The organism is Micromonospora sp. NPDC051924 (genome assembly GCF_055586005.1).
On sequence record NZ_JBVJJA010000020.1, the window covers coordinates 13,475 to 25,522 of the forward strand.

Annotated in this window: 16 protein-coding genes; 12 read left to right on the plus strand and 4 right to left on the minus strand. The window is 74.5% G+C overall.

Annotation, left to right across the window (positions count from 1 at the left end; all coding sequences use genetic code 11):
• The first annotated feature begins 1 nt into the window (after position 1).
• The 4 genes from selB to ACZ6S5_RS17520 all read left to right on the plus strand — a co-directional run bounded on the left by selB (position 2) and on the right by ACZ6S5_RS17520 (position 3,538).
• On the plus strand, positions 2-1,765 hold the full coding sequence (gene selB, locus ACZ6S5_RS17505) for a selenocysteine-specific translation elongation factor (protein WP_466001525.1): 1,764 nt from the start codon (positions 2-4) through the stop codon (positions 1,763-1,765).
• Between the two features lie 46 nt (positions 1,766-1,811).
• Positions 1,812-2,009: a hypothetical protein gene (locus ACZ6S5_RS17510; protein ID WP_109944258.1), complete on the plus strand. Its 198-nt coding sequence runs from the start codon at positions 1,812-1,814 to the stop codon at positions 2,007-2,009.
• Positions 2,009-3,286, plus strand: coding sequence for a hemolysin family protein (locus ACZ6S5_RS17515; RefSeq protein ID WP_466001527.1), 1,278 nt, complete (start codon positions 2,009-2,011; stop codon positions 3,284-3,286). The genes ACZ6S5_RS17510 and ACZ6S5_RS17515 overlap by 1 nt, the downstream gene beginning before the upstream one ends.
• A gap of 72 nt (positions 3,287-3,358) precedes the next feature.
• Entirely contained in the window at positions 3,359-3,538 is a 180-nt protein-coding gene (locus ACZ6S5_RS17520) for a hypothetical protein (RefSeq protein WP_466001529.1), read from the plus strand.
• Positions 3,539-3,553: 15 nt separating this feature from the next.
• On the opposite strand, the gene ACZ6S5_RS17525 is transcribed toward ACZ6S5_RS17520, so the two are convergent.
• Positions 3,554-4,210: an HhH-GDP family DNA glycosylase gene (locus ACZ6S5_RS17525; RefSeq protein ID WP_466001531.1), complete on the minus strand. Its 657-nt coding sequence runs from the start codon at positions 4,208-4,210 to the stop codon at positions 3,554-3,556.
• A gap of 125 nt (positions 4,211-4,335) precedes the next feature.
• Between ACZ6S5_RS17525 and ACZ6S5_RS17530 the strand changes: the two genes are divergently transcribed.
• On the plus strand, positions 4,336-4,542 hold the full coding sequence (locus tag ACZ6S5_RS17530) for a hypothetical protein (RefSeq protein WP_466001533.1): 207 nt from the start codon (positions 4,336-4,338) through the stop codon (positions 4,540-4,542).
• On the opposite strand, the gene ACZ6S5_RS17535 is transcribed toward ACZ6S5_RS17530, so the two are convergent.
• The 3 genes from ACZ6S5_RS17535 to ACZ6S5_RS17545 form a co-directional block, all read right to left on the minus strand.
• Positions 4,539-5,015, minus strand: coding sequence for a hypothetical protein (locus ACZ6S5_RS17535; protein ID WP_466001535.1), 477 nt, complete (start codon positions 5,013-5,015; stop codon positions 4,539-4,541). The genes ACZ6S5_RS17530 and ACZ6S5_RS17535 overlap by 4 nt on opposite strands.
• Positions 5,012-5,221 (minus strand): phosphatidylethanolamine-binding protein, encoded by a 210-nt coding sequence (locus ACZ6S5_RS17540; protein ID WP_073833194.1) that lies wholly within the window; start codon positions 5,219-5,221, stop codon positions 5,012-5,014. The genes ACZ6S5_RS17535 and ACZ6S5_RS17540 overlap by 4 nt, the downstream gene beginning before the upstream one ends.
• Positions 5,222-5,284: 63 nt before the next feature.
• On the minus strand, positions 5,285-6,166 hold the full coding sequence (locus tag ACZ6S5_RS17545) for a universal stress protein (protein ID WP_466001537.1): 882 nt from the start codon (positions 6,164-6,166) through the stop codon (positions 5,285-5,287).
• A 460-nt stretch (positions 6,167-6,626) separates the two neighbouring features.
• Here ACZ6S5_RS17545 and ACZ6S5_RS17550 point away from each other — a divergent pair, with 460 nt between their 5' ends.
• The 7 genes from ACZ6S5_RS17550 to gcvH all read left to right on the plus strand — a co-directional run bounded on the left by ACZ6S5_RS17550 (position 6,627) and on the right by gcvH (position 11,968).
• Positions 6,627-7,820, plus strand: a complete 1,194-nt coding sequence (locus ACZ6S5_RS17550) for a PP2C family protein-serine/threonine phosphatase (protein WP_466001539.1) — start codon at positions 6,627-6,629, stop codon at positions 7,818-7,820.
• Positions 7,821-7,866: 46 nt separating this feature from the next.
• Entirely contained in the window at positions 7,867-8,331 is a 465-nt protein-coding gene (locus tag ACZ6S5_RS17555) for a MarR family transcriptional regulator (protein WP_466001541.1), read from the plus strand.
• Between the two features lie 320 nt (positions 8,332-8,651).
• Entirely contained in the window at positions 8,652-9,293 is a 642-nt protein-coding gene (locus tag ACZ6S5_RS17560) for a CDP-alcohol phosphatidyltransferase family protein (RefSeq protein WP_466001543.1), read from the plus strand.
• A complete protein-coding gene (locus ACZ6S5_RS17565) occupies positions 9,290-10,234 on the plus strand; it encodes a DUF881 domain-containing protein (RefSeq protein WP_466001545.1) in 945 nt (314 codons plus the stop codon). The genes ACZ6S5_RS17560 and ACZ6S5_RS17565 overlap by 4 nt, the downstream gene beginning before the upstream one ends.
• Positions 10,231-10,563 carry a small basic family protein gene (locus ACZ6S5_RS17570; RefSeq protein ID WP_007071104.1) on the plus strand — a complete coding sequence of 111 codons (333 nt, stop codon included), beginning with the start codon at positions 10,231-10,233 and terminating at the stop codon, positions 10,561-10,563. The genes ACZ6S5_RS17565 and ACZ6S5_RS17570 overlap by 4 nt, the downstream gene beginning before the upstream one ends.
• A gap of 10 nt (positions 10,564-10,573) precedes the next feature.
• The gene (locus tag ACZ6S5_RS17575) at positions 10,574-11,530 is read left to right on the plus strand and encodes a DUF881 domain-containing protein (protein ID WP_466001547.1); all 957 of its coding nucleotides are present in this window, start codon (positions 10,574-10,576) and stop codon (positions 11,528-11,530) included.
• 57 nt (positions 11,531-11,587) lie between these two features.
• The gene (gcvH, locus tag ACZ6S5_RS17580; protein ID WP_466001549.1) at positions 11,588-11,968 is read left to right on the plus strand and encodes a glycine cleavage system protein GcvH; all 381 of its coding nucleotides are present in this window, start codon (positions 11,588-11,590) and stop codon (positions 11,966-11,968) included.
• Positions 11,969-12,048 lie beyond the last annotated feature (80 nt).

Sequence of the window (12,048 nt, forward strand, 5' to 3'; positions counted from 1 at the left end):
CGTGTGGGTCGTCGCCACCGCCGGCCACGTCGACCACGGCAAGTCCACCCTGGTCCGGGCGCTGACCGGGATGGACCCCGACCGGTGGGCGGAGGAACGCCGCCGGGGCATGACCATCGACCTCGGCTTCGCCTGGACCACCCTGCCCTCCGGCGGCACCGTCGCCTTCGTCGACGTGCCCGGCCACGAGCGGTTCGTGCCGAACATGCTCGCCGGGGTGGGACCGGTCCCCGCCGCGCTGATCGTGGTCGGCGCCGACGAGGGCTGGATGCCGCAGTCCGCCGAACACCTGGCCGCCCTGGACGCGCTCGGTGTGTCGTACGGCCTGCTGGCGGTGACCCGCGCGGACCTGGCCGACCCGGGGCCGGCCCTCGCGCGGGCGCGCGAGGAGATCGCCGCGAGCTCCCTCGGCGAGGTGGAGGCGGTGCCGGTCAGCGGCACCACCGGCGCCGGCCTGCCCGAGCTGCGTGCCGCCCTGGACCGGCTCGTCGCCCGGCTGCCCGACCCGGCGCGCGACGCCCCGGTACGGCTCTGGGTGGACCGGTCGTTCACCATCCGAGGCAGCGGCACCGTGGTCACCGGCACCCTCGGCGGCGGCCGGCTCCGGGTCGGCGATCAGCTCGAATTGGCCGCCACCGGGGAGCCGGTCCGGGTCCGGGGCCTGCACTCGCTGAACGCCGCCCGGATCGAGGTCGACGCGGTGGCCCGGGTCGCGGTGAACCTGCGTGGGGTGTCCCGGGACCTGGTGGCCCGGGGCGACGCCCTGCTCAGCCCGGGACGGTTCCGGCCGACGGACCTGCTCGACGTCCGGCTCACCGGGGACCCGGCGGCCGACCTGCCGGCCACCCTCACCCTGCACGTGGGCTCCGCCGCCGTGCCGGTACGGGTCCGCCCGCTCGGCCCGGACACCGTCCGGCTGCGGCTGGCCCGCCCGCTGCCGCTGCTGATCGGCGACCGGGCCCTGCTGCGCGACCCCGGCCGGCACCACGTGGCCGGTGGGGTGACGGTGCTGGACGTGGACCCGCCGCCGCTGCGCCGGCGCGGTGCGGCCGCCGCCCGGGCCGCTGTCCTCGCCGGGCTGGACGGCCGGCCGGACCTGGGCGGTGAGCTGCGCCGCCGGCGGCTCGTGCGGGCCGGTGAGCTGACCCGGATGGGGGTCACGGTGACCGGCGCCCCGGTCGCCGGGGACTGGCTGGCCGATCCGGAGCACTGGCGGACCCTGGGCGGTCGGCTCACCGAGGAGGTCGCCCGGTACGCCCGCGAGCACCCCCTCGAACCGGGTGTGCCGGTCGACGTGCTGCGCCAGCGCCTCGCCCTGCCCGAGCGCGCGCTGGTGGAGGCCCTGCTTCGGCCACCGCTGCGGTTGCGTTCCGGCCGGGTCACCGCCGCCGCGGCCGATGGGCTGCCGGAACCGGTGGCCCGCGCGGTCGCCCGGGTCCGCGCCGAGTACGGCGACCGCCCGTTCCAGGCGCCTGAGGCGCACCGCCTCGCCGACCTCGGCCTCGGACCCCGGGAGATCGGCGCGGCCGTGCGGGCCGGCGCCCTGCTGCGGCTCGCCGAGAACGTGGTGCTGCTGCCCGGGGCGCTCGACGACGCGGTCGGGGTGCTCGCCCGGCTGCCGCAGCCGTTCACGCTCAGCGCCGCCCGGCAGGCGCTCGACACCACCCGGCGGGTGGCGGTGCCGTTGCTGGAGCTCCTCGACCGGCGCGGCGCCACCCGCCGGCTCCCCGACGACGCCCGCGAGGTGGTGACCCCGCCCCGCTGAGGCGAACCGGCGTCGGCGGGAGCGCCCGGTCACCTACGGTGACGCCATGGACCCTTCGGCGGTCTGGCGGGACAAGAACCATCGGTGGCGGATCGAGGCGTACCGGGCACCGGACCTGCGGTTCGCCATCTTCGCCACGAACGGGACGACCGAATCCGCGCCGCTGTGGCTGTTCGGGATGGCCGCGCTGGCCCGGTGGCTGATGACCCACGCGATCTCGCTGGACGACCTGGAGAACGACTGATGGCCGGCCAGCTGGTCCTGGTCCTGGTCCTGGTGCTGGTCAACGCGGCGCTGTCCGGCAGCGAGATGGCGCTGGTGACATTGCGCGAGGGGCAGTTGCGACGGCTGGCCCGGGCCGGGCGGTCCGGGGCGCGGCTGGTCCGGCTGGCCCGCGAGCCGAACCGGTTCCTGGCCACCATCCAGCTCGGCATCACGCTGGCCGGGTTCCTCGCTTCGGCGGCCGCCGCGGTTTCCCTGGCCGCGCCCCTGGCCGGCCTGCTCGGCTTCTTCGGCCGGGCCGCCCACCCGGTCGCCGTGCTGCTGGTGACCGTCGCGCTGACCTTCGTCACGCTGGTCGTCGGCGAACTGGCCCCGAAGCGGCTGGCCATGCAGTCGGCGGAACGTTGGGCGCTGCTCAGCGCGCCGCCGCTGGACCTGCTGGCCCGGTTGTCCCGGCCGGCGGTGTGGCTGCTGAGCCGGGCCACCGACGTGCTGGTCCGGCTGGCCGGCGGCGATCCCCGGGCCAGCCGGCAGGAGATGACCGAGGAGGAGCTGCGCGAGCTGCTGGTCAGCCAGCGGGGGCTGTCGGCGCAGCAGCGGGAGATCCTCGCCGGGGCGTTCGACATCGCCGGCCGTACCCTGCGGGAGATCCTCGTGACCCGCCGGGACGTGACGGTCCTGCCGGCGTCGCTGCCGGCGGCCGAGGCGATCCGCCGGCTGGTCGCCGCGAATCGCTCCCGCGCGCCGGTGGTCGGCCCCGGCGGCCTGGACGACGTACGCGGGGTGGTGCACATCCGCGACCTGGTCGACGCCGGTGGGGCGAGCACCGGGCAGCGGTCCCGCCCGCCGCTGCTGCTGCCGGCCACCCTGCCGGTCGCCGACGCCATGCGGCAGCTGCGCCAGCGACATGAGCAGCTCGCCCTGGTGGTCGACGAGTACGGCGGCATCGACGGCCTGGTCACCATGGAGGACCTGCTCGAGGAGGTCGTCGGTGAGCTGTACGACGAGACGGACCCGGAGGTGCGCCGGGCGGTCCGGGAGCCGGACGGGGCGTTGCTGCTGCCGGGGGACTTCCCGCTGTACGACCTGCCCGACGCCGGCGTCCGGGTCACCTTCCCGCTGTCCCGGGAGTACACCACGGTGGCCGGGCTGGTGCTGGCCGGACTGGGCCGGGTGCCCACCGGCCCGGGGGAGCGGATCCGCCTGCCGGGGCTCACCATCGAGGTGGTCGAGGTGGCGGACCGGGCGATCCGCCGGGTGCGGCTGCGCGGCCCCGCCGCCGGTTGCCCGGAGGAGTGACACCCGCTCCGGACGGGGGAACCTGTCGCGAAAAGCCCAGAAAAGGTGCGGATCGGTCGTATCGTGCGAGGCGTGAAGGACCGAGGATTCCGCACGTTCATCACGGTGCTCGCCGGGCTCGCCGTCATCTACTTCGGGGCCACCGGAAACCGGCAGAACGGCGGGGAGGGCGGCATCTCCGGCGGGGTCGTGCTGCTCGCCCTGCTCGCCGCCGCGCTGGCCTGGAACCTGACCAAGCCGGCCGCCAAGTGAGGCGGGGCGGGCGGCTCAGCGGGCCGCGGCGGCCGTGCGGCTGACCTCGCCCGCCGACTCCTCGCCGAGCGCCACCCGGACCAGCGCCGACGCCAACCGCCCGAACTCGCCCTCGCCGACCAGCCCGGCCAGCCCGCTCGGGTTCGCCGGCAGGCCCAGCCGCCGCGCCCCGGCCAGGGCCCGGCGGTCGGCGTACGGGCGCACGTCGGGCCACACGGTCTGCGCCTCCCGCAGGAAGATGTCCGCCCCGGTCGGTCCGATCCCGGGAAACTCGGTGAGCAGCCGGCGCAGCACCGTCCGGTCCCCGTCCGCCTCCTTGTGCATCCGGCGCAAATCCCCGTGCCACCGGTCCAGGCACAGCCGGGCGCCGGTGCCGAGCATGGTGGCGGTCCGCTCGTCGTAGCGCCGGTAGTGGCCGCGGCCCAACGCGTCGACCCGGTCCTGCCAGCTCGCCGCCTCCATTGCCTGCGGGGTGCGGTAGCCGGCGGCGAACAGCTCCCGGGCCGCGGCCAGCGCCACCGACGCCCGGATCCGGGTGCTCAGCAGCGTGGTGAGCACCAGCAGCTGGTAGAGCTGTCCCGGCCGGTCGGCGAGTGCGATCCCGGCCTCCTCGGCGTAGGTGCGGCCCTGCCGGTCCAGCAATGCCCGGGCCAGGTTCCGATCGTTCGGCATCCCTGCCGGGTACCCCCGCCGGGCCGGTCCAGACGCCGGACCAGGGCCGGAATGCGCCCGGCGGGGGCGGGTACCCGGATGAGGTGCGCGGCCGACGTCGCGTGCTCCACCGGAAGGAGAGACCCGTGGTCAATCCGCAGCAGCAGGAGCTCCGCCGCAACAACCGGGGTGCCACCAGTCAGGACAGCAAGGGTCCCGGCACCGCGGGGGCACCGCGCAACAGCGGCACGTCCAACGCGGACGTCGGCCGACCGGTCCCCAAGGGGCAGGTGTCGCCGTACGGTCCGGCGGCTGAGCCGGTGGCCGAGGACGAGAGCGGCCGGCGGGGCTAACGGCCCCGCCGCGACAGCGGCCGCAGCCTCCGCCAGGTGGCTGCGGCCGCCATTCCATATGCGAGGTGCGGGACGAGGTCGGCCACCCAGTCGGCCCGCCGCCAGGTGCGGGGGTCGCTGATCCGCAGCGCCGCAAGCGACCCGTCGGAGGACGCCATCACCCCGCCGCCGAGCATTCCGACGGCCACCGGCAGCGGGATCCGGCGCCGGGCGGAAAGCGCGCCGAAGACCGCTCCGGCGGCAATGCCGATGCCGTACCCGAGCACCGGCCCGAGGCCCGAGCGGCGGTTGGCCGCCTGCTCCTCGGGCCCGAGGTTGACGTGCGCGACGTCCGCGAGGCGGCCGGCGGTCTGTTCCGGCGTGCTGCTCACCGGGCGGGCCCGGACCGCGATGTCCAGAAAGCTGACGATGTTCAACGCGGCGCTGCCGACGGCGCCAGCGATGGCGCCGTCGACCACCGGGGCGGCCCTCACTTCGGGTCGCCTGGTTCGCGCTCGCCCTTGGGGCCGAACGTCCGCTCGCCCCGGACGATGCCGCGCTGACCGCGGTCGTCCTGCAGGATCCGGTTCGCGACCTGGTTCGCCTCCTGGTCGGCGGCGCGTCCGGAATTCTCGATCAGATCGCGCAGGCGCGCCCGTTCCTTGTCGTACGCGTTGCTGCCCGGCCGTGGTCCTGGCATCCCTGCCTCCTCCGGTCGCAGTGGCTTCCCGACCGTCTACCCGTCGCGGGCGCGGCCAACCGTTCAGCCGGGGGAGCGCACCACCGCGACCGGGCAGGCGGCGTGGTGCAGCACCCCCTGGCTCACCGAGCCGAGCAGCAGACCGGTCAGCTCGCTGCGGCCCTGCGCGCCGACCACGACCAGTTGGGCGGTGCGGGAGGCCTCGGTGAGCACGCCGACCGGGCGGCCGTGCACCACCTCCCGGGTCACCGGCACCTCCGGCCAGCGCTCGGCGAGCCCGGTGAGCGACTCGGCCAGGACCCGGTCCTCCTCGCCGCGCAGCTGGCCCTCCTCGTAGACCAGCGGCTGCATGTCGCCGGGCCCCCCGGAGGCCGGGTGGGTGTAGGCGTGCACGGCGTGCAGCCGGGCGCCCCGCACCGCCGCCTCCTCGACGGCGAACTCCACCGCCGCCCGGGACAGTGCCGAGCCGTCCACCCCGACCAGCACCGGGCCCGCCGTGTGTTCCGCGCCGCGCGCCACCAGCACCGGGCAGTCGGCGTACGCGGCGACCTGGATCGCCACCGAGCCGACCACCAGGGCGCCGAACCCGCCCAGCCCCCGGTCGCCGACCACGATCACGGTGGCGGTGGGGGCCTCGCCGATCAGCGCCGCGGACGCCTCGCCGTCGATGATCTCCCCGGAGACCCGCACCCCGGGAACCGCCGCCTCCGCCTCGGTGACCGCCGCGGCGACGATCTCCTCCGCCTGGTGGCGCAGGCCGCCGCCGGGTGGTCCCTCGGCCGGCGCGCCCACGGGTACGCGCAGCAACGGCCAGATGAAACCGTGCACCACCCGCAGCGGCCGGTGCCGTCGGGCGGCCTCGCCGGCGGCCAGGCGTACGGCCCGTAGCGCCGGCTCCGAGCCGTCCACGCCGACCACCACCGCCGCGCCGTTCGCCGAGTTCACCCCGTACCTCCCTGGCCGCCGCCCGCTCGCGGCCAGTATCCCGGCCGGTACGGCGTCCCCGGGGCGATACCGCCGGAGCCGACCCGTCGGTACGCTGACCCCCATCGCCCGAGGAGGGGAGCCTCGTCGATGGCCGAGCCCGACCAGCCGCGCACCGCACGCATGATCGGGCCACCGATATCGGCACCGTCGACCCGGCCCAGCTGCACCGGTTCGTGCCGGGGTGGGGGAGGAGGCCGGTCGGGGTGGTCTTCTTCGGGCTGGCCCGCCGTGGCCACCGGCCCGGCCGGTGTCGCCGCGACCAAGGCACCGCGGACCGGGTGACGCACGCTCGCGCAGGTCAGATGAGGTGATCGAGTCGCACCCGCCAGCGGCCCCGCGGCCCGGGCGGAACCGGGCGTCCGGGCACCGACCGTCCTCCGTATGATGCTTGCCCTACAGCAATAGTCGTCCTCGGAGGATGAGCATGCCGCACGGGCCCGGACAGGTGGCGCGCGCACTACGCGCGGCGCCACCCGACCAGTTGGCGGAGGCCGCCGACCGGGCGCTGCGTGCGGCGCTCGGCGCCGCACGGACCGAGGTGTTCATCGCAGACTACCGGTTCAGCGGGCTCTGGCCGGTGCTCGACCCGGACCTGCCCGACGGCGGCTCGCTGACCCGCCAGGGCGTGGCGCAGCGCTGTTTCAGCAGCCAGCAACCGGTGCTCGACACCGGCGAGGACGGCCGCTGTCGGGCCTACCTGCCGCTGTCGGTCTGGGGAGAGCGCCTCGGGGTGCTGCTGGTCGAGCTGCCGGAGTCGCCGGCCCGGGCGATGGTCGAGGCGGTGCGGGACGTCGCGGACGAGCTGGCGGTGGCGCTGCGGGCCGCCGACCGGGAGACCGACCGCTACCGGCAGGCCCGCCGGCGGGAACGGCTCAGCATGGCCGCCGAGATGCAGTGGGACCTGCTGCCCGGTCGCAGCGTCGCGCACGGCGACTTCGTGCTGGCGGGGCAGCTCGAACCGGCGTACACGGTGGGCGGCGACCACTTCGACTGGTCGGTCGACGGGGACCGGCTCACCCTGACGGTGCTCAACGGCACCGGCAGCGGCCTGGCCGCCGCGCTGCTCACCGCGGTCACCGTGAACGCCATGCGCAACGCCCGGCGCTCGGGCGGCAGCCTGGTGGAGCAGGCCGAGCTGGCTTCGGACACCATCTTCTACCAGCACCGGGGGAGCCGGCACGTGGCGACGCTGCTGCTGGAGCTGGACACCCGGCGCGGGGTGGTGCGCGCGGTGGATGCCGGCTCACCGCACGTGCTGCGGGTGCGGGGCGGCACGGTCAGCCCGATCCGGCTGGAGCAGCAGCTGCCGCTGGGCATGTTCGCCGAGACCCGGTACGACGTGCAGGAGTTCGCCGTCGAGCCGGGGGACCGGCTGTTCGTGGTGAGTGACGGGGTGTACGCGGCGCAGCCGGATGGCCAGGAGCCCTATGGAGAAAGGGCCATGGCGCGGGCGATGCGGTCTACTCGGTTGCAACCGGCGACCGAAGCAGTTGGTACGGTGATGCGCGAACTGCACGCGTACCACGCCGACGCGGATCTTCGCGACGACGCGGTCGTTGTCTGCCTGGACTGGCGCGGTTCCAGGCCGGTCGACGACGCGAGCGGGCGGTAACCGGACCGGCGGGAAACACGAGCGGGACGATCCCAGGGGACAGCGGGTGGAGCGACCTCCGAATCTTGCCGCAGCCATCGACGAGGCTGCCGACGCGCTCATCGGTGTGCTCGACTCCGCCACCTCACGGCACAACGTCGTCTCTCCGACGCAGCTGCGGGTGCTCTCGCTGATCATCGCCCACCCGTACAGCAACGTGAACCGGCTGGCCGAGCTGCTGGACGTCGTGCCGTCCTCGGCGAGCCGGCTCTGCGACCGGCTGGAGGCGGTCGGCCTGCTGCGCCGGGTGGCCGATCCGCGCGATCGACGTGAGGTGCGCCTGGTGCCCACCACCGCCGCGGAGACCCTGCTGCGTGAGCTGAAGGAGCGGCGGCACCAGGCGGTCCAGGCGGTGCTGGACCGGATGCCCAACCGGGTGCAGCACGAGCTGCTGCTGGCCCTGGTGGCGTTCAGCCAGGCGGCCACCGTGGCCGCGCCCGCCGGCTCCGACTCCACCGCCCGTACGGCCTGAGCGGTGCCCCGCTCCTGAGCCTCCCGCGCTGGTGTTCCGCATTCCACTAGTATCCTAGGACGCCTTAGGGGTGGTGTGGCGCCGCACACAGCCAACCGACTCACGACGCGAGCTGCACGCCCCGGGTCGGGCCGCCAGGGCCCGATATAGTGGCAGCGCAAACTTGCCGGCCCACGATCGATTCGATCGTGGGCCGCATCGGGGAGGTCCCAGCCCGGGATCGCAGAGGGCGCCGGCGCTGACCGGCCGGCTACGCGCACGAGCCTGGAGGAGCGGCCGATCACGGTCGGCCGCCGGAGCGTGCTGCGAAGGGAGGTTCGGTGTCGCGTCGGCCGGCTCCGTCGGAGCACCCCGCTCCGGGCGGTACGACGGCGGTCGTGGGGGACCGTGTCCTCACCCTGCCCAACCTGATCAGCTTCGTCCGGCTCGTCGGCGTGCCGCTCTTCCTCTACCTCTTCCTGGTGGTGCGCGCCGATGTCACGGCGATCGTGGTGCTTGCGATCGGTGGCACCAGCGATTGGGTGGACGGCTGGGTGGCGCGCCGGATGCACCAGGTCAGCCGGCTCGGGGAGTTGCTCGACCCGCTCGCCGACCGGCTCTACATCCTGGCCACGCTGCTGGCGTTCACCGCGCGGGAGATCGTGCCGTGGCAGTTCACCGCGGCGTTGCTGGCTCGCGAGCTGTTGCTGCTCGGCTCGCTGGGGGTGCTGCGGCGCTACGGGTACGGCCCGCCGCCGGTGCACTACGTGGGCAAGACGGCCACCTTCCTGTTGTTGGCGGCGTTCCCGGTCCTGCTGCTGGCCGCGGCTGTGCCGGGCGCGGCCACCGCGGCCGGGGCGATCGGCTGGGGTCTGGCCTGGTGGGGCCTGGTGCTCTACTGGGTGGCCGGGGCGATGTACGTGGTGCAGGCCAGCCGCCTGGTGCGGGCGATGCGGGCCCGGCGGGCCGGGGTGGCGATGTGAGCGCGGCGAACCGGGACGGCCGCGACCCGTCGGCGCGGGTGTACGCGCCGGACTTCCTCACCGAGCTGTTCCGCAACCCGCTCGACCCGGGGTACGCCGATGCGGCAGCCCGGCGCCGGACGGTGCGGCCGTCGCGGGTGCGGCAGCTGCTGGGCCGTCCGGTCAGCCTGGTGGTGATCGTGGTGATCGGGTTCCTGTTCGCGGTGGCGTACCGGGAGACGATGGCGGAGGAGCCGGGTCGGGCCAAGGCCCGGGCGGGGCTGATCGCCGAGATCAAGCAGCGTGAGGCGGAGACGGACCGGTTGACCGCGCGCGCGGACCAGCTGCGCGAGCAGGTGAGCCGGGAGCGCGACGCGGCGCTGAGCGGCTCGCAGGCGTCCCGGTTGCGGAGCCTGGAGGCGGGGACCGGGCTGGGCCGGGTGCGCGGTGACGGTGTGGTGGTCCGGTTGGCCGACGCGGCGCAGGACAAGGACGCGGTGACAGGCGCGGACGCCGGCCCGTCCCGGGTGTTGTACTCGGACCTGCAGAAGGTGGCGAACGCGTTGTGGGCGGCGGGCGCGGAGGCGGTGGCGATCAACGGGCAGCGGTTGACGGCGACGTCGACGATCCGCTCGGCCGGTGAGGCGATCCTGGTGGACTACCGGCCGGTGACGAGCCCGTACGAGGTGTCGGCGATCGGTCCGGGGTCGATGCGGGAGCGGTTCGACGACAGTCGGGCGGCGGGCCTGATGCGGGAGGTGGCGAGGTCCACCGGGTTGTCGTTCGGGGTGAAGGATGCCGAGGGCCTCACCCTGCCGGCGGCGCCGCAGCCGCGGCTACGCTACGCCGAGCCCTCGGTGAGTCCGAGCCCGTCGCCGTCGGGTTCGGGTGTCGCCGGTTCGACCAGTCCGGGGCCGTCCGGCTCGCGGACGTCTCCCAGCCCCTCCGGAGGTGGCCGATGATCGCGGTGCTGGCGTTGCTCGCCGGTGTGGTGCTCGGGGTGTATCTGGACCCGACGGTGCCTGCGGCGTTGCAGCCGTACCTGCCGATCGCCGTGGTGGCGGCGCTCGACGCGGTGTTCGGCGGCGTGCGGGCGAAGCTGGACCGGATCTTCGACGACAAGCAGTTCGTGGTGTCGTTCATCTCGAACGTGCTGGTGGCGGGTTTGATCGTGTATCTGGGTGATCAGCTCGGGGTGGGTGGTCAGTTGTCGACCGGCGTGGTGGTCGTGCTCGGGGTGCGCATCTTCGGAAACGTGGCGGCGATCCGTCGGCACCTGTTCCGGGCGTAGGTTGAGGGCGATGAGCGAGGAGCACAGGGAGACGGGGACGGGTTGGCCGGCGCCAGCGGGGCCGGGGCGGCCGACGGGTCCGGCGGGTGTACCGGATCCGCGCCCGGACGCGCCCGATCCGGACGAGTTGAGCCCGTTGGCGCCGGCCGAGCCCGAGCCCGAGCCGGTGGAGCCGGCCGAGGGTGAGCCGGTGGAGCCGGAGGTGGATGTGCCGCCGGTGGAGGAGTCGGCGGGTGACGGGCCCGAGGCGGGGGCGAAGCCGCCGGCGGCGCGGCGGTGGACGTCGGCCGGGGCGATGATCGCGGTGTTGCTGGCGCTACTGGGGTTCACCCTGGTGGTGCAGTTGAAGACGACGTCGACGGATCCGACTCTCGCGGCGACGCGGGAGGAGGACCTGGTGCGGATCTCGTCGGATCTGGATGCGCGGGAGCGGCGGCTGCGGCAGGACATCGAGGCGTTGCAGGAGAGCCAGCGTCAGTTGCGTTCGGGTGCGCAGGGTCGCCAGGCGGCGCTGGACGAGGCGACGCGGCGGGCGGACGAGCTGGGGATCCTGGCGGGTACGTTGCCGGCGGTGGGTCCGGGTCTGGTGGTGCGGTTCGAGGGTCCGGACAAGGCGATCTCGTCGGCGCGGATCCTGGACGCGGTGCAGGAGTTGCGGGGCGCGGGCGCGGAGGCGATGCAGATCTCCGGGTCGGACGGGACGGCGGTGCGGATCATCGCGTCGACGTATTTCGTGGACGCCGGTGGTGGTGGTCTGGTGGTGGACGGGCGGCGGTTGACGGGTCCGTACACGATCACGGTGATCGGGGATCCGGCGACGATGCGTACGGCGTTGAACATTCCTGGCGGGGTGGTCGCGTCGGTGCGGGATGCCGGCGGTAACGTGACGCCCGAGGATCGTGAGGCTGTGGAGGTTTCGCAGCTGCACGCGCCGATCAAGCTGGATCACGCCCGACCGGTCTCCTGACCGGCCGCGGCCGCGCCGGTTTCCCGCCGGTGCACCGATGGATGAAGGACGCAGCTGGTGATTCCTGAGGATCTGCGGTACACCGCCGAGCACGAGTGGGTGACCGGTGGTGACGGCGGTGCCGTCCGGGTCGGTATCACGCACTTCGCGCAGGACGCCCTGGGTGACATTGTGTTCGTGCAGTTGCCGGACGAGGGTGCGGTGGTGGCGGCGGGTGAGCCGCTGGGTGAGATCGAGTCGACCAAGAGCGTGTCGGAGATCTACGCGCCGGTCAGTGGGACGGTGGCGGCGCGGAACGAGGCGTTGTCCGACGCTCCTGAGGTGATCAATACGGATCCGTACGGTGCGGGGTGGTTGTTGGAGATCACCCCGGATGATCCGGCGGCGGTCGAGGGTCTGTTGACCGCTGGTGCGTACCGCGAGCTCACTGAGAGCTGAGTTTGTCGTTCCGGGCGGCGGGGGTGCTGTCTCCGCGCGTCCGGTTGCCCTGCATTTCGGCGCTGGCTAGGCTCGCCCAG